18 protein-coding genes and 1 pseudogene are annotated in these 22,020 nt (G+C 38.1%); 11 read left to right on the top strand and 8 right to left on the bottom strand.

Annotation, left to right across the window (positions count from 1 at the left end):
* The first annotated feature begins 50 nt into the window (after positions 1-50).
* From MHH51_RS22975 to MHH51_RS22965, 3 genes are all read left to right on the top strand, one after another.
* Positions 51-362 carry a PTS lactose/cellobiose transporter subunit IIA gene (locus tag MHH51_RS22975; protein ID WP_147212475.1) on the top strand — a complete coding sequence of 104 codons (312 nt, stop codon included), beginning with the start codon at positions 51-53 and terminating at the stop codon, positions 360-362.
* Between the two features lie 15 nt (positions 363-377).
* Positions 378-1,781 (top strand): glycoside hydrolase family 1 protein, encoded by a 1,404-nt coding sequence (locus MHH51_RS22970; protein ID WP_339283822.1) that lies wholly within the window; start codon positions 378-380, stop codon positions 1,779-1,781.
* Between the two features lie 99 nt (positions 1,782-1,880).
* Positions 1,881-3,827 (top strand): BglG family transcription antiterminator, encoded by a 1,947-nt coding sequence (locus tag MHH51_RS22965; RefSeq protein ID WP_339283820.1) that lies wholly within the window; start codon positions 1,881-1,883, stop codon positions 3,825-3,827.
* A 91-nt stretch (positions 3,828-3,918) separates the two neighbouring features.
* On the opposite strand, the gene MHH51_RS22960 is transcribed toward MHH51_RS22965, so the two are convergent.
* On the bottom strand, positions 3,919-5,640 hold the full coding sequence (locus MHH51_RS22960; protein WP_339283818.1) for a pyruvate oxidase: 1,722 nt from the start codon (positions 5,638-5,640) through the stop codon (positions 3,919-3,921).
* A gap of 239 nt (positions 5,641-5,879) precedes the next feature.
* Here MHH51_RS22960 and MHH51_RS22955 point away from each other — a divergent pair, with 239 nt between their 5' ends.
* Positions 5,880-6,674: a Cof-type HAD-IIB family hydrolase gene (locus tag MHH51_RS22955; RefSeq protein ID WP_156986272.1), complete on the top strand. Its 795-nt coding sequence runs from the start codon at positions 5,880-5,882 to the stop codon at positions 6,672-6,674.
* Between the two features lie 111 nt (positions 6,675-6,785).
* On the opposite strand, the gene MHH51_RS22950 is transcribed toward MHH51_RS22955, so the two are convergent.
* The 3 genes from MHH51_RS22950 to MHH51_RS22940 all read right to left on the bottom strand — a co-directional run bounded on the left by MHH51_RS22950 (position 6,786) and on the right by MHH51_RS22940 (position 11,376).
* Positions 6,786-8,660, bottom strand: a complete 1,875-nt coding sequence (locus tag MHH51_RS22950; protein WP_339283817.1) for a beta-glucoside-specific PTS transporter subunit IIABC — start codon at positions 8,658-8,660, stop codon at positions 6,786-6,788.
* Between the two features lie 164 nt (positions 8,661-8,824).
* Positions 8,825-9,655, bottom strand: a complete 831-nt coding sequence (locus MHH51_RS22945) for a PRD domain-containing protein (RefSeq protein WP_156986270.1) — start codon at positions 9,653-9,655, stop codon at positions 8,825-8,827.
* Between the two features lie 284 nt (positions 9,656-9,939).
* Positions 9,940-11,376, bottom strand: a complete 1,437-nt coding sequence (locus MHH51_RS22940; RefSeq protein WP_339283815.1) for a 6-phospho-beta-glucosidase — start codon at positions 11,374-11,376, stop codon at positions 9,940-9,942.
* Positions 11,377-11,744: 368 nt separating this feature from the next.
* On the opposite strand from MHH51_RS22940, the gene rlmH reads away from it, so the two are divergent.
* Positions 11,745-12,224 (top strand): 23S rRNA (pseudouridine(1915)-N(3))-methyltransferase RlmH, encoded by a 480-nt coding sequence (gene rlmH / locus MHH51_RS22935; protein WP_339283813.1) that lies wholly within the window; start codon positions 11,745-11,747, stop codon positions 12,222-12,224.
* Between the two features lie 573 nt (positions 12,225-12,797).
* Here rlmH and MHH51_RS22930 read toward each other — a convergent pair.
* Both MHH51_RS22930 and MHH51_RS22925 read right to left on the bottom strand, forming a co-directional pair.
* Positions 12,798-13,853: pseudogene (locus tag MHH51_RS22930) on the bottom strand (recombinase family protein); the annotation flags it as partial.
* Complete coding sequence (locus MHH51_RS22925; protein WP_339283811.1) at positions 13,850-13,975, bottom strand: hypothetical protein; 126 nt, start codon at positions 13,973-13,975, stop codon at positions 13,850-13,852. The pseudogene MHH51_RS22930 and the gene MHH51_RS22925, both read right to left, overlap by 4 nt.
* Before the next feature lie 919 nt (positions 13,976-14,894).
* On the opposite strand from MHH51_RS22925, the gene MHH51_RS22920 reads away from it, so the two are divergent.
* The 6 genes from MHH51_RS22920 to MHH51_RS22895 all read left to right on the top strand — a co-directional run bounded on the left by MHH51_RS22920 (position 14,895) and on the right by MHH51_RS22895 (position 19,434).
* Positions 14,895-15,476, top strand: coding sequence for a helix-turn-helix transcriptional regulator (locus tag MHH51_RS22920; protein ID WP_339283809.1), 582 nt, complete (start codon positions 14,895-14,897; stop codon positions 15,474-15,476).
* 55 nt (positions 15,477-15,531) lie between these two features.
* The gene (locus MHH51_RS22915; RefSeq protein WP_339283807.1) at positions 15,532-16,296 is read left to right on the top strand and encodes a DUF1385 domain-containing protein; all 765 of its coding nucleotides are present in this window, start codon (positions 15,532-15,534) and stop codon (positions 16,294-16,296) included.
* 236 nt (positions 16,297-16,532) lie between these two features.
* Complete coding sequence (locus MHH51_RS22910; protein WP_339283805.1) at positions 16,533-16,850, top strand: hypothetical protein; 318 nt, start codon at positions 16,533-16,535, stop codon at positions 16,848-16,850.
* A gap of 422 nt (positions 16,851-17,272) precedes the next feature.
* A complete protein-coding gene (locus tag MHH51_RS22905) occupies positions 17,273-17,653 on the top strand; it encodes a helix-turn-helix transcriptional regulator (protein WP_339283803.1) in 381 nt (126 codons plus the stop codon).
* Between the two features lie 148 nt (positions 17,654-17,801).
* The gene (locus MHH51_RS22900) at positions 17,802-18,866 is read left to right on the top strand and encodes a hypothetical protein (RefSeq protein WP_339283801.1); all 1,065 of its coding nucleotides are present in this window, start codon (positions 17,802-17,804) and stop codon (positions 18,864-18,866) included.
* 82 nt (positions 18,867-18,948) lie between these two features.
* Positions 18,949-19,434 (top strand): hypothetical protein, encoded by a 486-nt coding sequence (locus tag MHH51_RS22895; protein ID WP_339283799.1) that lies wholly within the window; start codon positions 18,949-18,951, stop codon positions 19,432-19,434.
* Between the two features lie 227 nt (positions 19,435-19,661).
* Here the strand turns inward: MHH51_RS22895 and MHH51_RS22890 are convergent, their stop codons facing one another.
* Positions 19,662-20,009, bottom strand: a complete 348-nt coding sequence (locus MHH51_RS22890; RefSeq protein WP_339283797.1) for a hypothetical protein — start codon at positions 20,007-20,009, stop codon at positions 19,662-19,664.
* A gap of 589 nt (positions 20,010-20,598) precedes the next feature.
* Positions 20,599-21,960: a transposase gene (locus MHH51_RS22885; protein WP_339283795.1), complete on the bottom strand. Its 1,362-nt coding sequence runs from the start codon at positions 21,958-21,960 to the stop codon at positions 20,599-20,601.
* Between the last annotated feature and the right edge of the window lie 60 nt (positions 21,961-22,020).

Genomic DNA, 22,020 nt, shown 5'->3' with positions numbered 1-22,020 from the left:
TCGAAAAGATACACCAAAGAAGCAATCTTGTACAGGTAGGGGAGATAAATATGGATCAATCAAAAATGACAGAAACCGCCTTTCAAATTATCCTTTATGCCGGTAATGGGAAATCAAATGCAATGGAAGCAATCCAGGTTGCCAAAGAAGGAAAATTCGAGGAAGCAGACAAGCTGATTCAAGCGGCAGGAAACGAATTAACGAATGCACATCACTATCAAACTGCATTATTGCAAGATGAGGCGAAGGGGGATAAGCAGGAAATTAATCTGTTGCTTGTACATTCGCAGGATCATTTAATGAATGCAATGACGACACGCGATTTGGCTGTTGAAATCATTGAGCTATATCGAATGAAATAATGGAGGGTTTTCTATATGACAACGCAACAATATCAATTTCCAAAAGATTTCTGGTGGGGAAGTGCTACCTCTGCAACACAGATTGAAGGGGCGGCTGATGAAGGCGGAAGAGGAAAAAACATCTGGGATTACTGGTACAAGATAGAGCCGGAGCGGTTTCATAACCAAGTGGGTCCGGAGTATACTTCTGATTTTTATCATCGGTATCAGGAGGATATTGCATTAATGAAGGAATATGGGCACAACTCTTTTCGCTTATCCATTTCCTGGTCCAGGCTGATTCCAGGCGGTACAGGTGAAGTGAATCAGGAAGCTGTTTCTTTTTATAACCATGTCATTGATGAACTGATTAAGCAGGGGATTGAGCCCTTTGTAAATCTTTTTCACTTTGATATGCCGCTTGAACTACAGGAAATAGGCGGTTGGGAAAACCGTGATGTCACCGATATGTATCAGCAATATGCCAAAACAGCCTTTGAGCTTTTCGGTGATCGTGTCAAGAAGTGGTTTACATTTAATGAACCAATTGTACCTGTGGAAGGCGGTTATCTATATAATTTTCATTATCCGAATATTGTCGATGCCAAACGGGCCTTTCAGGTGGCTTATCACACAATTATCGCTCATGCGAAGGCCGTGAAGGCATTTAAAGAGCTTGATATAAAGGACGGGAAAATCGGGATTATCCTTAATCTCACACCGTCCTATCCAAGGAGTGATCATCCCGCAGATAAAAAAGCAGCCCATATTGCCGATCTATTTTTTAACCGAAGCTTTTTAGACCCGGCTGTGTTAGGACATTATCCCAAGGATCTGATTCAATTGCTGGCTGAATACAGCCATCTCCCTCACACAAAGGATGGCGACGCAGCCCTAATTAAAGAAAATACGATTGATTTATTGGGTGTGAACTACTACCAGCCAAGAAGAGTGAAGGCAAAGGAACATCTCCCGAATCCGCATGGGCCGTTTATGCCGGACTGGTTCTTTGATAATTATGAAATGCCGGGAAGACGGATGAACGAATATCGCGGCTGGGAGATTTATGAGAAGGGAATCTATGATATTATGATAAATTTAAAAGATAACTATCATAATATCGATTCATTTATTTCAGAAAACGGGATGGGTGTGCAAAACGAAGAGCGCTTTATAGTAGATGGGCAAATTAAGGATGATTATCGGATTACGTTTATCAGAGATCATTTAAAATGGCTGCACCAGGCGATGGAAGAAGGCTGTCGTGCAAGAGGCTATCATCTATGGACGACAATGGACAACTGGTCCTGGGCGAATGCCTATAAAAATCGTTATGGATTCTTCTCTGTCAATCTGGAAACGAAGGAGCGTACGCCAAAGAAAAGTGCCCATTGGTTTAAGCGTATAAGTGAAGAAAATGGCTTTGACGAAGAAAAATAATTACGAGATGGAAGAAAAAAGTATAATATAGATAGATTCGTTACAAAGATAGGGAGAAGATGTTTTTAAAACGTCTTCTCTTTCGCGAGGGGTGTCATGATGGACAGGCGGCTTCGTTCTATATTGAAGGAATTAATTCAGGCAAAGAAAGCTTTGACAAGCAAATTTATAGCAAATATTAATCAAGTAACCCCGCGTACCACGCAAGAAGATATAAAAAAATTGAATCAGCAGCTTCTTTCGCACGGAGCATCGATTCAATCGATAAAAGGCCGCGGGTATCACTTGCATATCGAGGATGAGCAGTTATTTCGCCACTTCTTAACCACGGCATTATATGAAAATAAAGATCAGAAACAAATCCCAAATACACCGGATCAGCGTGTACGTTATATTATTCAGAAATTACTTTTAACCATGGACTATTTGAAGCTGGAAGACTTGGCAGATGAGATGTACATCAGCAAAGCAACCATTCAAAACGATATGAAATTAGTAAGAGAGCATTTATCTAATTTCTATCTGGATATTCGTGTGAAGCCGAATTATGGGATTAGAATAATCGGGGAAGAGATGAAAATACGGTTTTGTATGGCAGAATACCTGATTCAAAGGGGAAGTGACTCCAACGGCAATATATATGACGGCTTCATCAGGCTGCCAAAGGAACAGACAGACTTTATTAAGCAGACAATCATTGCGCATCTGGAAAAGCAGCATATGACCCTTTCAGATATTGCCATACAGAATTTGTTTATTCATATTGCCATTGCGGTACTGCGTATTCAGAACGGACATCCGGTCGATAATGACGCTAATCCCAAGCAGGAGATAACCCATACAAAAGAATACAAGGTTGCAGAAAAAATTGTCGGGGATACAGAGCAGGAGTTAGGAGTGATATTTCCTCCAACGGAAACCTCCTATGTTGCGCTGCATTTATTAGGTACAAAGATATTGACAACTGCTGATATAGAGAAAAATCAGGACATAGAAAGCCTCCTTGATCCGGCGATTTATGAACTGGTTATTGCGATATTAGATCGTATTGAGCTGGAGATGCATTTAAATATTCGCCACGACAGGGATTTGATGATTAACCTGGGACTTCATTTGAAGCCGGCAATGAACCGGTATAAATATGGAATGAATATCAGAAATCCGATGCTGGAAAGTATTAAGAAAAATTATCAGCTTGCTTTCCAGGCAGCCGTACATGCAGGAGTCGTGATTGAGAAATATACAGAGGTTACCATTGATGAGAACGAAATTGCCTATTTAGCACTCCACATTGGTGCGGCAATGGAAAGGCAGAAGCTGAAGCAGGGACCAAAACGCTGCCTGATTGTCTGTGCTTCTGGAATGGGCACGTCTCAATTAATTTATTATCGGCTCAAGACAAAATTTAATGGGAAAATGGACATCGCAGGAACGACAGAATATTATCGGTTATCCACCTATCCATTAGATGATATAGATTTTATTATTACGACTATACCGATTCATGAGGATTTAGGTATTCCTGTTGTGAAGGTGAATGCAATCATCAGTAAGGATGATCTTCAGCATATTTCGTCCTATATAGCCGGAACCCCATCCAACGTCATCAGGGATTTTTTACAAGAGGACTATTTATTTTTAAATCAATCATTCCAAGCCAAAGAAGATGTTCTAGCATTTATGGTCAGCGAAATAGAATCAGATGATCTGAAAAGAGCCCGATTTCTCGAATCCATTTATGAAAGAGAAAAAATCGCCCCTACTGCCTTTGGCAACCTGGTGGCAATTCCGCATCCATTAACGCCGCAGTCGCAGCAGACATTTATTTCGATTGCTACCTTAACTGAGCCGATTCCATGGACAACTGAAAGGACGGTTCAATTTGTGCTGTTGCTCAGTGTGAAGAAGAACAGCATTGAGGACCTGCAGCCACTTTATGAAATGATCAGCAAGCTGATCGAGCATCCGGAAAGTCTGCAGAAGCTCATGCAAATGACAGATAAAGCATCGTTTATGAGTATGATGGAAACGTTAGAAAGATTATAAGTATGTGCAGCATGTTTGGGAAGTGAAAAAAGAGGCATGATCAAACACATAAATTGATCATGCCTCTTTTTAGGGGTAAAGGAATATATCCTTACATCCGCTTCAATCCCTTACGAACCGGCGGAAGCTCCAGTTTCCCCTTTTCAAACAGCTTCTTAATTGTCTGCTTCGAATAGCTGGTTACCTGATCATAAGAAAGCTTGCCCGGAATCGGCGGCTCGTCTTCAATACAGACATCTATAATCGCCGGCTGATTAAAGGATGCAGCAGCCTCCAGAGACGGCTTCAGCTCCTCAAGCTTTTCGACGCGATAGCCTTTACCGCCGCAATTTTCCGCAAAGCGGGCAAAGTTAAAGCTCTCTAAACCTGTCTTATAATCCAGATTCCCACCAGCCTCCTGCTCATATTTAATCATGCCAATCCGTTCATTGTTAAAAATGACAATAATCATTGGCAGGTTATACTTCACCGCAGTCAGGAAATCCTGCATATTCATTGTAAATCCGCCATCACCGCAGAGACCGATTACCTGCCGATCAGGGAAAGCGAGTTTACTGGCAATGGCTCCAGGAAGTCCACAGCCCATGGTGCCCAGCCAGCTGGAGGTCAGGAAATCCTGTGTGGTTTTCATCCGGAAATGGCGTGCTGCCCATACAGTCACATTACCGACATCAACAGACAGGATGGCATCGTCCGCAGTAATTTTCTGCACTTCATGGATGACCTGCTGCGGTTTAATAGGTGTGGAGGCCTGTTCTTCATCTGCTTTCATTTCTTCCCACCAGGCTGCCATTTTCTCCTGATATTTTTCTAAGAAATCACGTTTGTCGGTCTGAGGCAGCTGTTCATTTAGCCAAGCTAGTGTTTTTTTTGCATCTCCGGCGATGCCGATATCCACTGGATACCTTTTACCAATTTGAAGCGGATTACTGTCGATCTGAATGCATGTTACATCCTCGGGTAAAAATTCCGTATACGGATAAGAGGTACCAAGCAGAATCAGCAAATCGGCACCCTCCATCGCTTCATAAGCCGGTTTAGTTCCTATCATTCCCAAGTTGCCAAGAAAGTTTGGATGTTCATCCTCCATAACTCCTTTAGCAGGAAGGGAAATAACAACAGGAGCTGCAATCCTGTCAGAAAATGCCGCCAGCTCTTCCTTAGCTTTTTTCGCTCCCGTTCCTGCTAAAATAATTGGCTTCTTCGCCTTTTCAATTACAGAAACAGCTTCCTGCATCGCAGCAGTGTCCGGTGTAAGCTCGGGTGCTTCATACAGCACGGCATTTTTCTGTACCTTATTCTTGATTTTTTCTGCAGAAATATCATCTGGCAGAGTTAAGACAGCTACCCCTTTTTTCGCATAAGCTGTTCGAATGGCCTGATTAACCATAGAAGGGAGCTGCTCTTTTGAGACAACCTGCTTATTGAAGACAGCGACATCATCAAAAATACGTTCCATATTTACTTCCTGAAAGCCATCTGTTCCAATCTGATCCGTTGGAACCTGCCCGGCAAGGACAAGAACAGGTGCGTGATCCTTCTTCGCATCATACAAACCATTTAATAAATGAATCGCCCCGGGTCCTGCAATCGATAGGCAAACGCCAAGCTTTCCAGTCAACTTTGCATAAGAAGAGGCAGCTAATGCCCCGGCTTCTTCATGACGAACCTGAATAAATTTTATTTTATCCTCGGCTTTTCGAAGCTCTTCCATCAGATTATTAATCGAGTCACCATGCATTCCATAAATATGGTCCACTCCCCAATCTGAGAGCTGTTCAACGAGTACTTTTCCTGCACGATCATCAAACATAAAATATGCCTCCTTATCAAGAGCATTTTAATTCTTATATTAATGAAGCGGCTTTATAGGACGCTTCTTTTTTGCCTAGTTTGTCTATTCCACAATTAGGAGAGCATGAAACTTGTAAGGATAGGAAAGACTGGAAATGAAAACAATTCAGAAAAAGATAGAAAGCCTAGCTTTTCCTCTCATTATCTTTTAGAATAAGGGTACATTACTCCATCAGGACATGTGAGGAGGTCAAAAAAATGACAAAGAGACCAATCGTATTCTTTGATTTAGATGGAACATTACTAACAAGTGAAAAAAAAGTAGCAGAGAGCAGCATAAAAGCAATCGAAAAACTAATTGAAAATAACGGCATACCTGTCCTCGCAACTGGAAGACCTGTATTTGAAACAAAGGAACTGCAGGCAGAAACAGGGATTCAGTCAGCTGTATTAATGAATGGGCAGTTCATTGTGCATGAAGGAGAGGTTATCTACCGGAACAGGATTAATCCTGTCCAATTAAAAAAGCTGGAGGAGTATACAGAGCAAAGAGGTGTAACAATCTGTTATCACACAGCTGAACGGATTTACACAACAAATGATCAATCTGAGCTGTTAAAGAAGGACTGTGAGTATTGCGACAGAGAGATCCCGGTTGTCGATGATGACATTTATATGAATAAACCGGTCTACCAGGTCGAAATATTCATTGAGGAAGGTGAAGAAGAGTACCAGGAAAAATTCCCAGAGCTCCAATTTGTCCGTAACTCACCCTACAACTGTGATGTTTTTCCAAAAGGCATTTCCAAAGCAACAGGGATAAAAGAATTCTTAGAAATTACCGGCCTGCCTAAAGAGAATACATATGCTTTCGGCGATGGATTGAATGACTTAGAAATGTTTCAGTTTGTAAAAACATCGGTGGCAATGGAAAACTCGGTAGAGGAAATTAAGGAAGCCGCGACATATATTACGAAATCGCATGATGACGATGGAATTGCAGATGGGATGAAGATGTGCGGGCTAATTGGTCAAGAAGAGAGTGAAAAATAGGCTCTTCTTGCTGGAGAGAAGCAATCTCTATTCCTCGCTCGTATAAATATTATCCTTCATTAAATAAGAGCTAGCTGCTATTTTTCAATAATAGCAGCTAGCTTTTTTCATTTATTCTTTTGGAACAAGCGTGAGCAGTGTATCTGATTCTTTCAGATCTTTTCGATTAGTAGGTTCAATAACACTGTATTGATTGGAATTCGTAATTATAACAGGCGTTGTTATTTCATAACCTGCTTCTTTGATTTTATCCATATCAAATTCTACAAGTACATCTCCGATTTTGATTTTATCTCCTTCTTTAATATGGGAGATGAAATGTTCCCCGTCCAGTTGAACAGTATCCATGCCTACGTGAATTAAAATTTCTGCTCCTTTATCGGAAGCAATCCCAATAGCGTGCTTCGTTTTAAAAGCAACGGTAATTGTTCCATCAACCGGAGAAACTACGCGCCCGACTCTTGGCTCAATAGCAATACCTTGTCCCATGGCTTCTGAAGAGAAGGTTGGGTCAGATACTTCTGTTAAAGGTTTGGATGTTCCTTCGATTGGACTCATGATTTGTTCGTCTACTGTTTCGATTGTTTCCTTTTCATTTGATACTGCGCCAGGCTCCTGTACAGGATCTTCAACAGGATCATCAAATCCTAAAATATAGGTGAGGACTGCTGAAATAATAAAGGAAGCAGTGATACCAATGATAAGTGCCAGGAACCCTTCGCCGCCTGGTCCATAGAAAATAGGTAAAGTCAGTAATCCCGGTGCTCCGGAAGCAAATGCTTGTGTACCGCCATAGCCAATGATTGCACCACCGACAGCACCACCGATAATTCCGGCAATAAATGGTTTTTTCAGGCGTAAAGTAACCCCGTATACAGCTGGCTCCGTAATTCCAAATAGAGCAGTAACCGTAGCTGAACCAGCCAAAGCTTTCATTTTCTTATTTTTTGTTTTCAGGAATACCCCGAATGCAGCACCGGTTTGTGCGAATACAGATGCTGTTGCAGCGGGTTTAATACCATCTTGTCCGTAGACAGCAACGTTGTTAATGAACACAGGCACAAGTCCCCAGTGAACACCGAAAATAACGAATATTTGCCATCCTGCACCAAGAACTGCGCCGGCAAGTAATGGACTGAAGTTGAATCCGGCAAGTAAAGCATCGGCAATACCGTTACCAATAGATACACCGATTGGTCCAAACACAATTAAAGTTAAAGGAACCATCACAACTAAAGAAATTAATGGCGTCAAGAAATTCTTAACACTTTGATGAATAAACCGATTCGCAAATTTTTCAACATAGCTCATCATAATAACAGACAGAATAATAGGTATAACAGTAGATGAATATGGCATCATTACTACAGGAATACCGAAAAATCCAACCGGATCGCCCGCCGCTTCCAAATCAATAATGGAAGGATAAACAAGTGCGCCGGCAACCGTCAATGCAGTAAAAAGGTTTGCCCCAAATTTACGTGCTGTTGTTACTGCCAGCAAGAGAGGCAGGAAGTAAAACAAACTGTCAGAAGCTGCATAAAGAATGGTATAGGTAGTGCCCTCTGCATCGAGCCAGTTAAAATTATCCGAGATTAGCAGCAGTCCTTTTAAAATACCGGCACCCGCCATTACTCCAAGCAAAGGAGCAAAAATACTGGAAATGACGTCAACAATCCTGCCTAGTAAATTTCCGCTTTTCTCATTTTCCTGACTGTCCTGTTTACGATCATCATCTAAAAGATTGGTAATCTTTCCAATCTCCTGGTAAACCTCAGGCACCGTATTTCCGATAACAACCTGGAATTGCCCGCCGCTTTCTTTTGTGGTAATAATACCTTCTGTGTTTTCTAATTTATCTTTGTTCGCTTTGGAATTATCTTTTAATTTAAAACGCAGGCGTGTTGCGCAATGAATAAGTGAGTTAACATTCTCTTCGCCGCCGACCTGTTTGATAATTTCTTTAGCTAATTTTTGATTATCCATCTTTGAACCTCCTCATTTTTTGTTAATTATCTATAGAAAAAACCTAAGCCATTGGAAAAGAAGCACATACGCAGTATGTCCTTTCCATGACTTAGGTTTTGCCTGCATTATCAGTAACAATCCTAAATGCCATTCTCTATTTTGTTGAAAAAATTTCTTCAAGACTAACGATTGACGACCCGTTCGATATGAATGGTCAGGTAGAGCATTTCTTCATTTGTTAAATCGTGGTCATATTCTTTCTTGATAAAATCTTTTATTTTTTCCGTACATTTTGATGCTTCCTTATGCTTCTGCTTGATCATAATGTACAGGTAATCATCATCATTTTTATAGTGTGACCCATGGAAAACGCGCTGTGCAAAATACTTTAAGTGCGTAATAAAGCGTCCATAGTTCAAGGAGTCCTCATCAAACTCCACATTAAAATGATATTTGACGATGTTAATAATATGCTGAATGAATTTCGTTGTATTAACCGTCTGATTCGTATTTTCATTCAGACTTGCTTCTAAAATATGAATGGCAACAAATGCAGCTTCATCCTCTGGAAGCTGCACATCAAAGGATTTATTAATCCGTTCGACAGCACGCTGCCCAACAGCAAACTCATCTTTATAGATTTGTTTGATTTCCCACAGAATACCATTCTTTATTTCAATACCCTGATTGTAACGCTCAATCGCAAAATGAATATGATCAGGGAGTGATAAGTAAATTTTTTCACTTAATTCTGTGTCGAGGGTTTCTTTGGCATCCTGAATGATATCCTCCACATCTGACATCAGTGCGGCAGGAATTTCCCGTAAAAGTAATTTGAAATTATCAAAAGTCTGCGGATCCTTCAGAGTGAAGATCTTTTCAATTTTAGTCTCATCCACTTCTTGACCTGGCTTCTTTTGAAAGGCAAGACCCCTTCCCATCACAACTAGCTCTTGACCAGCTTCATCAAATGCACTAACAACATTGTTATTAATTACCTTGTGAATTTTCATGTTAATATCCTTCCTCCACACGTATACAGGGTGAAAAATGAAAAACCCAAGTCAAAGGAAGAACGGTGACAGTAATGTATCGTTCTTCGCTGTGACTTGGGTTTTGCCTGCCTACCAGTAACAATCCCTAAACAGTCTTATTTATAATCTAGTTAGTATTATAATCCTATATCTGTCGTTGTGTCAACGTTTTCAAATGGTATAAATCAGATAATTTTCAGCAGCCGGCCGAGCCCTTTTGGCATACGGGGAGGAAGGGAAGCGGGGATGAAGCCCCGCTTACATTAATCTAAATCCTGCCCATTGGTTGCGATCACTTTTTTATACCAGTCAAAGCTTTTCTTTTTCGAGCGGGCCTTTGTTCCATTCCCCTGATTATCACGGTCGACATAAATATAACCGTAACGTTTTTTCATTTCACCGGAGGATGCACTGACCATATCAATTGGAGCCCAGCTGGTATAGCCGATGATTGGCACACCGTCTTCAATGGCTTCTCCCATTGCGGAGATATGTTCACGTAAGTATTCGATGCGGTAATCATCTTCAATATTCCCATTTTCATCCGGTGTATCAATCGCCCCTAAGCCGTTTTCCACAACAAATATCGGTTTTTGATAACGGTCATACAGCTGATTTATCGTAATACGGAAACCAAGCGGATCAATTGTCCAGCCCCATTCTGATTTTTTAACATACGGATTGCGGACAGAGCCAAAAACATTTCCGCTGGTAGATTTCCGTGTGATTTCCGGATCTGTACTTGTTGTTCTGCTGGAGTAATAGCTCATGGCAAGATAATCTGCCGTATGCGCAGCAAGAATTTCTTCATCCTGTGGTTCAGTAACAAGCGAAATATTATTTTCTTTAAAGAAACGCTTCGCATAGCTTGGATAATATCCGCGCGCCTGCACATCGATAAAGAAGAAGGATTCACGATCCCGGTCCATTGCTTTTTTTACATCGGCAGGATCACAGGTATAAGGATAGAACATTCCAGCAGCAAGCATACAGCCGATTTGAGCATCTGGAATAATCTCATGGCATGCTTTTACAGCCAATGCGCTGGCAACAAGCTGATGATGTGCAGCTTGATACTGAATCTGTTTGACATTATCTCCTTCTTGGAAAGTGAGGCCTGCACCCATAAATGGAAGGTGAAGCAGCATGTTAATTTCATTGAAGGTGACCCAATATTTCACCTTACCCTGATAGCGCTGGAAAACAGTTTTCGCATAATGCTCAAAAAGTCCGACTACCTCTCTGGAACGCCAGCTGCCGTATTTTTCAACCAGATGAACAGGAACATCGAAATGCGCAAGTGTAACAACAGGCTCCATATCATGCTTTTTCAACTCATCGAACAAACTGTCATAGAAGCGCAGTCCTTCTTCATTCGGGGTTTCCTCTTCACCTGTAGGGAAAATACGCGACCAGGCAATGGAAATACGCAAAGCTTTAAAACCCATCTCCGCAAATAAAGCAATATCCGATTTATAATGATGATAGAAATCAATCGCTTCATGAGAAGGATAAAATTCCCCTTCTAACGGCTCCAGTGAAGGTACATATCCCTTCATCACAGGTCCACGTTTCTCGCCTGTAGGCATTAAATCAACGGTTGTTAATCCTTTGCCTCCCTCAAGATAAGCCCCTTCTACCTGATTAGCAGCTGTTGCGCCTCCCCATAAAAAACCGTCTGGAAAAGTATAGTTTGCCATCATTTCTACTTCCTTTCGTTTTAAATTTTAAAATAACAGCAAAGGAAAATATCCAATAAAAAAACCTGACAAAATAAGGCACGATAAAAGTGCTCTATCTCGTCAGGTTATGCCCAATAAAGGTAACATTCCTTTATGTTATGTATGCGTTTGTCATTTTGTACAATTTTAATTTATCAGAGAAGCGGGGAGAAGTCAATAGTGTGGATAGTGAAGACTGAGAGGCCCGAGAAAGAGGTTAGAGATTCATTTTTAGGGACGAATCAATGATAAATGCAGGGAATTGGCAACTTTTTCTGGGGTATATGGTAAAATAGAAGGACAATATAACGGAAAAAATACCATTTTAATTATAAAGGAAGATTTCAATGAATATAACCCTTGTCACTGTAGGAAAGCTAAAGGAAAAATACTTGAAGCAGGGTATCGATGAATATAAAAAGCGGTTAGGTGCTTATGCGAAAGTGAATATAGTCGAGGTAGCAGATGAAAAAGCTCCGGAGACGATGAGTGAAGCGGAAATGGAAGAGGTGAAGCGTAAGGAAGGCGAGCGTATTCTTGCGCAGGTTCATCCGGATGCTTTTGTGATTACGCTGGAGATTGAAGGGAAAATGCTGAGCTCGGAGCAGCTGGCTAAAAAGCTGGATGAGCTGGCGACTTACGGGAAGAGCAAGGTTGTGTTTGTGATTGGCGGTTCACTGGGGATTAGTGAGGGTGTGCGGAAGCGGAGTGATTTGGCTTTGTCGTTTTCTAAGATGACGTTTCCTCATCAGTTGATGCGGCTGGTGCTGTTGGAGCAGGTTTATCGGAGTTTTCGGATTAATAGGGGGGAACCTTACCACAAATAGGTAGCGGTTTTCTTTAAAATATAATCCCCTCAGTATGAGGGGAGAGTGATTAGTTAACGTATTATGTAATGGAGGGTTATGTCCTCCACCGTCTGGTAAGTCAGCAATAAAGGAAAATTTAATATCCTTTAATTTTTTATTTTCTATGTTGATCCTTTTGATAGAAACAACAAGAAGTTGCCTGAAATCCATTATATCTAGTCGTTCCTTTAGATCAAGGAATTCTTTAAGTTGTTGACTTATAAAGTCTTTGCTTACCTCTTTAACCATACTGTTGGAAGATTTTTGGTTGCTCTTTAGTTTAGATAATTTACTCTTTAAGTCATATACTTCCTCCCGTAGTTCCGCAATTCGTTTTTTTGCTTCCTCATGCGTATAAAAACCTGAACCTCTCATAACATCATCTTGAATCATTTTCTTTTGTGCCTCTAGTTCGGTTATTCGTTTTTTAATGATTTTAGTTTCTTTACTATTTTCATTAGTATTGTTCTGCTGTGCAATTTGGTTATTAATGTTTTGAGTAATAGTAGTTAGTCTTTCTTCGGATTGTAATGCTTTGGTAAGTTTGTCATAGACTTCTTGTTCTAGTCTGTCAGCATTTATTGTGTTTGGATTGCAAACAGCTTTCCCTCCGTTATGGTATCTACCACACACATAGTAGCGCCTTTTGGATCCATCCTTTCGTTTCGAACTATACATACTTGTCATATATGAGCCGCATTCCGGGCATTTTGCTATAGATGTTAGTGGGAAGTTTCCAGTATATTGTCTAGGTGTTCCTGTTGATCGTTTTTTCATCTTTGTGTTTGCTAAATCCCAAGTACCCTCATCAATAATTGGCTCGTGGATTCCCTTGGTAACAATATGATTTGGGTTTGTACCTTTTCTTCTCTTTTTCTCCCAGTCTACAACCTGATTAAATCGAATATAACCTTTGTAGATAGGGTTTTTTAATATTGCATTCACTGTGGCTTGAGTAAATTCCTTAATATTTTTTGTTTTTTTACCAATTAGGTTAAGGTGATTGGCAATTTTCTTTGTACCCCAGTTATCGTTCACATATTTGGCAAAGATAATCTTGATTGTCTCTGCTTCTTCTGGAATTATTTTTAATTCTTTGTTTACACTTCTATATCCCAGCACTCTACCTCCATTAAATTTTCCTTCTTTAGCTCTTTGTGTCATTCCCATTTTTACATTATCAGCAATTTCTTCTCTTTGGTACTCTGCAACTGAGGATAAAATGTGAAATTGCAAGTTTGCTTGTGGTGTTCCATATTTCCCTTCTGCTATAGAAATGAATTCAGTATTTGAATTGTCTATTTCTTTAACAAGTGATAATGCGTCAGTTAAATTTCTACTTAAACGAGATACTCTGTAAGTTATAACAGTATTCAAGTTGCCTTTTCTTACATCTTGCATCATTCGATTCAATTCATGTCTATTGTTAGTAGATTTTCCACTAATACCTTCATCTACGTAAAATCTTAATTCGATATCTTTACCGAAGTGTTTATAGGCGGCTTGAATGCCCTCTTCCTTTTGTCCGTCTAGAGAGAAACCAAATTCTGCTTGTTTGCTGGTTGATACTCTGATATATAAACCAACTGTTTTTTTACCTTCATTCATGCTTCTTCACCCTTCTTGTCTTGAGATAATTGACTGGAAATAGCCTTGTAAATGAGTGTTGAAATGATGTTGAGATTTTTTGCAGCCTCATGTTCAGTAGTATGATCGATGTTTTTATTCATGTTAAACCCTCCGAAATCAATTTGATTAAATTAATTTACTGTCGGGCTGGTGCGCTTTATCATATGAGGGAGCCAGACGAATGAGGATTGGCATACTCTAATAAAAAAAACGCCACCACGTATAAAAGGACAGTTTTATCTAAATCTAAAGTGTCTTATACGTATGGTTACGTTTTATCTGGTAAGTGTATTTTATTCAGAAATAGTATATTTCATTGGTTCTTTCTCGTTGTGCCGGAGGCCAATGATAGCCGAACTAACAATTGTTAATAATACTAGTTTCTATAAGATATGTATATTAGTGCGAAATGCATTTTATCTAAAGTGTTGTTTTTCTTTCCAAACTAGGGGAGTAGGACCAACAGGACTACTATGCCAAGTCTATGACTTATAGCCTCAAGCTACATAATCAATGTTAGTTTACACAATGTAGAAGAATGTTGTCAATAAGTTATGCACACAGTTTGATGAACAATGCTAAGTGGATTCCAGAGGGGCACGTTGAATTTATTTATAGAGAGGAGAGTTATGCGGAATTTCATTCTATTAATAAAATTTCATCTGAAAAATTATTGCTCTGTTGTGCTTGAGGTAGGACTTTTGATTGTAGTTTCATGATAACTCTTGTAGGTATATTGAGGGGGTAATACTATAGGTTAATAGAACTCTAGTAGTCAAGTTATGAATAGATGAATATATATCTAACTATTATTGATAGTTAATATATTAAAAGAAAGATGAATCGAGAATCGAGTAGATGGAAAAAAGAGAATATTGTTCAGTGATTGCATGTAGGCTATTTGCGTTCTGTTCTATTCTAACAAAATGTAATACATAAGTATGTAAAAAGGGACAAACTTGTCCCTTTAAAATTAGTCAGTAGTATAATATGCTGAAATAAAAAAGTAGGGGGGATTTAATGGTTGCAACTATAGGAAGAAGATTAAAAGAGTTGAGAAATGCCGTTGAAAAAACACAAAATGAAGTAGCTAGTGATTTGAAGTTCGATTCTAAAACTCTTCGTCGTTATGAAAATGACCAGCATTTACCCAGCTCGGATAACCTAATTCAACTAGCTAGATATTTTAAAGTAACTACTGATTATATTTTGGGGTTAGAAGAGTGTATTCCTACGGAAGCAAATAATGTTGTATATCCAGGCGGGGAGGATAAGGAGATGTTTTACGAAAAAGTTGAAGGAGGTGAAGATTATTATTGGATCTTCTATGAGGACCAAAAGGATGGCAGTGCTATTTTAAAGTATCAGAGTCAGTGGAGTGGTTATACTAATGAAACGCCCCCAAAGGAGATACGAGAGCCACGGAGCGTAGATGTGAATAAAGTTCTTAACATATGTACCGAAATTTATACCCTGCCGATGATAATCAACAATGCCGAGGATATATTGACTTTTCAGATGAAACGTGGCCATGCAGTTATTAAAGAGTCTTTATGTGCCATATACTTTCCGCAAGTGATGGAGCCTTTTATAGTAGAATAGTGGTCTCTTCTCTGAAAAAATCCAGTTGATATTAATCACAATATTGGAGGTTAATATGTCAATTATAGGTGGTTCAGCAGGTTTTAATAGCGTAGTTTTTTATTCTGAGAATTTTAGTTCTAAAGCGATCAGAAGAAAAGATGGAGCTATTAACATAGAATTATCTAAGAGGAGGGTTATTCCTAAGTTTGAAAGGTTGATTAAACGAATTCCATTAATTCGTGGACTGATCCTCTTTGTAAGGCCTATTATCATAGTGTGGAAGATCTATTTAATAGTTTTCCTCCCACTATTGATTTTACTTTTATTAAGTACTTCAGACGGTGTTTCAGAAAGCTCATCAATTTTAATCTTATCACTAATGGCCAATATAATAGATGCTCACTTTTGGTTGTTAATAGCTTTCTTCTTGGCTATTTATGCAGCTATAATCAAATTTAGTAATCTGGGCAAGTATCACGGGGCTGAACATATGACAGATTCCTCTTTTAGTTTATTGTCTAGTCTTGCTATATCAGATGTTGTTAAACAATCGAGAATACATAAAAGTTGTGGAACTAACTTTGTGGTATTTTTATTTGTAACTTATTTCATACTTTCTTTTTTCATTTCAAATTTTAATGTACTATTTGTAGGGAGTGTTTCTATAGGATTCGAATTATTTCTGATTCAATCAAGAATTTTAGCTCCTTTTTATTGGCTGGGAGGGCTTTTTCAGTATTTACTGTTTACTTCTAAACCGTCTACAGAGCATTTGGAAGTCGCTATAGCATCATATGAAGCGCTGATAAAAGCAGAAAGAAATTATAATAATACTTAAAATGGAAATTACCGAAGGATCTCAGTGCTTATTTGATAAGTGAAAATATATTGACGTTTAATGAAGCACCTTGTATGATAAATTTATACAAATAGATAAAAATAAAAATAATACACTTCAGATAAAACGCTCAGGCGTCAAGTATACGTAGTAATAGTGATACATTATGCTACCGATCATACATGGCGAACTGGGTGTTTTTTTGTAATTATTAAAAATCTGAGGAGGAAAATGTATTGGTATTACAAAGGTTACAGAGCATTAATCAAGCAAAAACCATTTATAAAAGTGTGGAAGGAGTAAAAAGAAAACATAAAGAGAAGTGGAAGACGGAAGGGGAAGAAATGGTTAGATGGAGGGAAAATATAGGTTTATCTAGAGCCTTTGTCGCGAGAGAGTTAAAAGTAGGCCAAAGTAGGTTGAAGCGATTAGAGGAGGGCGAGCCAGTAAGAGATGCCCAGGTCATTATGCAAGCGTACAAACTAACACTTGAAAAAGTAGAAATGAAAAAAGTATTAGGGAATCTTATAAGACATGTTGGATTAGGAGAGTAGCATAACCGAAGGGCCAATACGAATCTTTTGAAAGTTGTGTGAAAGTATTAATCATGCACTTATAGGATGGTTAGTGCTTTCATATTTATTGTGGCATATTAACACATATTACATGCTTACTAGGTACAAATAGAGAAAATCATAACTATTTATAAAAACGAAGGTAACGTGATAAAATCAACCTTTTTTTAAAAGGAGTACTTTATTGATAAATTCTGTTAAACCAGGGGATTAGCATGTGTTGATAAATCAACATTCTTACTAAGTAAGTAATATGACACTTCTGAACATGTGGAAATAGACAAAATCAGAGGGTAATATTATTCATTTATGTGTTGCTTATTCTTATTTAAGAAAAAATGTTATATAGCTCAAATACCGAGTAATAGAGTGTTAGAAACTTTTTGAAAGGATTTGAGTTTATGCGTTTTGATCACAAAAAATTAAAGGAAGCAAGGTTAAATAAGAATTGGACATTAGAGGAGATGGCTAATGTTATGGGCATGGATCTTGCAGCATATTGGCGATTGGAAAAAGGTAAAACAAAAGTAAAAGCAGAACAATTAATCACCTTCATGAGGCTCTTTGATCAACCGTATATTTACTTCTTTGAAACCAGTAATAGTTTGCGAGCAATTAGGTTTGAAGTAGAATGTCTTCCTGAAAAGATGCGAGTGTTGTATGAGTTTTTGCAGGAACAACCAAATATAATTGGAAATTATGAAGAAACTAAATTAAAGGTAGAACAAGAGTTATTTCCCACTTGCTTCGATAAAAATGAAAAAAATTTTAAAAAACACTGAAATAAGCAATGTAAAAGCGGTAAAGAAAAAAGAATGACAGAGAGTTGCACAAATTCATGACTGGATAGGTGGGTATTATTACTGTGATATCAAGGGTTACAGTAATAATACTCTTCTCCGGGTCTCTCTGAGCCATAGGAGTGAGTATATGATTCATACAGTGGAATTAGTTAATACAATAAATGAAAAGAAGGTTTTTCAACTTCTCCTAGAACATTACCACGCAAGTGAAATACTAGAGGTAATGGATAAGTTGAAAAAGTTGGGGGAATCAATTGAACTTAAAGTGAGTATACCAGGAATAATTATATGCTCTATTAAGCCTGTGAACAATGACTTTTTCAGAATATATCTCAGAGTGGATCTACAAGCACTTATTATAGGTAGCAGAACAATTGACGTATTTAAGTGCTCTAAACGTTCGGTAGGGGAATTGAGAACAGCTTTAGATGAAGCCATTTTGAATATATCAAGTGTTCTTTCCAATTCAACAAAATGGCAAGTGTCACGTATAGATTTTACTATTAATCTAACATCTGATTATGTAAAAGAATGTATAGAACTTGCTAAGAAGGGAAATGACCCTTATCGATATAGAGATACTATAAATAAACCTGGAAGCTCATACAGGAAGTCTAAGAGTGTGACGTTAAACTTTTATGATAAGTTGGATCAGATCTCTAAGAAAATTATTATGAATCCTTCTGAAAAGTTTTTATTAGAAGAAGCAACTAATATATTCCGTATCGAAGTACAATGCTTGAGCAGTGCTAAGTTAAGAAGTATTAGAAAAAAATTCAACTTACCTAACAAAAGTAATCTATTCGACTACTTACGTGCAGATATTGCTCTATGGGCCATTATGTCTTATTACGAGAAAGTAATCGGAAAAGGGGATTATTATTCATTATCACAGGCATTAAAAAGAATAGAAGCAACTGATTGGGCTATGCAAAGAAAGAATAGAATCAAGAACTTTTTGAAGTTTATTGCACAGACCAAGAGTATGTCCATTGCAAAAATGCAATTCCATGAAGGGAAACGGCTAGCTGGTACGGAAACAGTTGTTAAAGGAAGTAGGAATACTTTTAGAGCATATGTAAAGGCTTGTGAGGAAATAGGAATTAATCCCGTAACCGTCCCAAAAGACTGGGGGATTTATTATATTCCTAACCCTATAAGGTCGTTAGATTTATCAGAGGTACATAATTGAGAACCTAGCCCAATAGAGGTGTACTGCTGATTGTCATATTAATCGAGTTGATTTGAATTATTAAAAAGGTGGAGTTGATAACATGAAAAAGTGTGTTGAATGCGATAGAAAGGTCCTGGGTGACTTTGCTGAATGTTATGGTGGGAGTATTATATGCGAGAATTGTCTTTGGAAAGAAGCAGAAGAAATATATGGGCGTATACATGCTAATAAATCAAGTTATGACGCTGTAAAGCTCTCATATGAAGGACATAAGTGTCTGGAAGTGCCAGTTAATTCCGAAGAGATGTGTCATTTTATTGATGTGGCAACAGAGGAAATGTTCCGAGAGAACTTTGATTATAATCCTATTGAGGGATGTCCCGATGGAGGATTTTTGAAAGTCTTAGAGGATGAAATAAAGGACGATAATTTAAATGTAACTGTACGTGAGTATTTAAGAGATATTATTAGTCATGCCACAGAAGAACTATTAGAAATTCATTGTTGGAACTTTATTATATTAAGCCATGATGAGGTTATAAAAGTAGGGTTAGAATATAAGTTACCTGAATGTATAGCCATCTAGCTATTAAGGTTTATAAAGGTTAATATTTATTTTGTGCAAAGAAAGTGGGCAATCCGTTGCCCGCTTTCCATTGAGTGGTCAACTAATTATAAAACTGTGTTTATCCAAATCTATAAATTTTGAACAAAGGAATTATCTATAATCCCAACTTTCGATATTCCAAAGGTTGTTTGAATTAGGGGAATAATATTCCCCTAATGTTGAGTACGTCTAATCGTTATCGTTTTTTATTCTTTCAACTGTAAATCGTAGGGTTCAATCACTAACTTAACCTCCTCAGTTGTTAAATTTGTTTCTTTATCTATCTCTTCCCTTAAGTAGCTTAAAAGCCCTTCCTCATAAGAATTCAAATAGACTCTAGCAAGTTCATCACCATGTTTACTATAAAAAGCGATAGAATCCTCTAACTGGATATTTCGCATGCCAAACAAAGGGTAGTAAACAAGCTCATCATCAAACTTAAAAGGTTTTAATGTTTGAATGAAGCATTTAAAACAAGAGTAGATCTTTCCTTCATTTTTTGAACCTACAAAAGCTTCAGTAATGCTAGTTTGGCAAAAATGACAAGTATACATCAATTCTTCATCCTTTCAATTGTTATATGGGTGTTTTTTGGTTATCTAAAATGAGTATGCGTATCTTTCCTTTCGTAATAATGTAGAACAAAGTAAGAAAAATGTAATAAGTAAATACCACTCATCTCAAAAGAAAGTATGAAGGGGAAGGTTTTGAGGTTTTTAAAGGCTATTTCAAATCAGATATAGAGGAGAGGGTTGCAGCATTTGTGTCAGAAGGACGTTTTTCATTACCCGAAGGGGTTTAGTGTAACGTGATGACAGATTTATAATGTTTTTACTAATCAAGATTGACAAACCCTGGGCACGAATATTTATAGACAGAATAATAACTAATACCTAGTAGGGGCAGGAAATTTTTATTATTTTCTACTGTCTATAGGGGATTTTTTGATGGTTTAATTTTCTATTTAGGGTGCCAAAGGAGTAATCGTTTCTGATAAGACCAACCTTTATGAGCCTCTCGATCTTATGGGGTCAACAAACTCTATGGGAGCCTCTAGACATCATTTGCAGTTTATGGAAATCAGTTTGCGGTCGGTGCAAACGGGAGTGAGAAAGGTAATGGAAATTTCTATTAGTTACTTACTCAACTTTCGCACACTGAAATAGGCAGGTAGACCTTGATGTAATTAGGTAAGCCCGCAATCCAGTGTTGTAGTTGACTTTGAATTAACTTTTGAATTTTTTTGTTGCTTTCTTTTAGGACATCTTGAAGAAGCTCAAGTAGCTGCCCAAGTGCAACAGCCCAATCGAGGTCACTGATTTCATCACATAGTTCATAGAACAGACCCCCTAATGTTCTTTGATCTGTGCTGCAACGGTTCTGCCAAGAGAGTACAATGTATCTAGTAAAGACAATCGTGGTATGACAAATCAAGGAGTCATAAGAACGACCTTGAAACTCCTTTTGTAGCTTTAATAATGACTTTGTTGTTTTGAAAAAGACTTCAATGTCCCAACGAATTCCGTAAATACGAATGATATCTTGTTCACTTAATGTGCAATCTGTACTTAAAATAGCTAACCATTCGCTCTTTTTATTACGATTACGTACAAAGACAATTTTGACAGGAATTCCATTAGCTTGCGTCGTTTGGATAGAACGAAGAATCCCTTTCTTTTCCTGAATAGGTGAAGCTAACTGATAAAGCTCTTTCAAACTAACCTTTTTATCATTGTTAAGATAGCGTTGCTTTAAGTTTTTCACCATGCCAATGACATCTAGACCTTGGTCTTTGATCTCTTTCATAAGCGGTTGATGTGTAAACCAAGTATCCATCAGCACATAAGAGGCTTCAATCCCCGTGTTCATGGCACGCTGAATCATCGTTGGAATTTGTTCAGGTGCGGATTGTAAAGCTTCTAGACGTCGCTTATAACCAGAACTGCGTTTATCAATTTGGTCTGACATTCCATTTATGATACTGTTTTTTGAGCTCAATAAAGAAAAGTCTACAGGCATAAACGTTGTACCATCAGACCAACCCATTGTAAGCATACGAAAACCCTTGTAAAAACGCATTTTTTGAGACGCATGGTCAAAGCAACGCGCAAGTAATTCAACCGATTTACTTCGATTTTTGTCATAGGAAGAGTCGTCAATAATCAGTACTTTTATACGCTCATGATTTGTCAGGTTACTCACTTTTTCAATGGAGTCTGAGCTGAGGAGAAGGAGAAATCTTCTCCATGAATAAGTGGAGCGATTTAAGAAACGGTAAACCGCATCTTTAGCTGGAATATCCGTCGACTTCTTGCTTTCGAGTGTACGAAACCAGTTTTTGTTTTCGAAAATCAAACAGAAAATAAGCTGAAATAAATAAGCACAAGTAAAGCCAAGTGATTTGGTAATCCCAGCTTTTCTAAGATGTTTCAAGACGTTTAGTTCTTTAAATGTAGATTTTAATTCATTTGGTAGTTGCTTCGTTTGGTCATGATTCGCTATCATATAGAGGACACCTCTTCTGTATGGTTATGTGATTCTAGTCAAATCAACTATACCAAACGG

This window comes from Oceanobacillus sp. FSL K6-3682 (assembly GCF_037976165.1).
GTDB lineage: Bacteria > Bacillota > Bacilli > Bacillales > Amphibacillaceae > Oceanobacillus > Oceanobacillus sojae.
The sequence above is the reverse complement of the archived record's forward strand: the minus strand, read 5'-3'. Positions and strand labels throughout refer to the sequence as shown.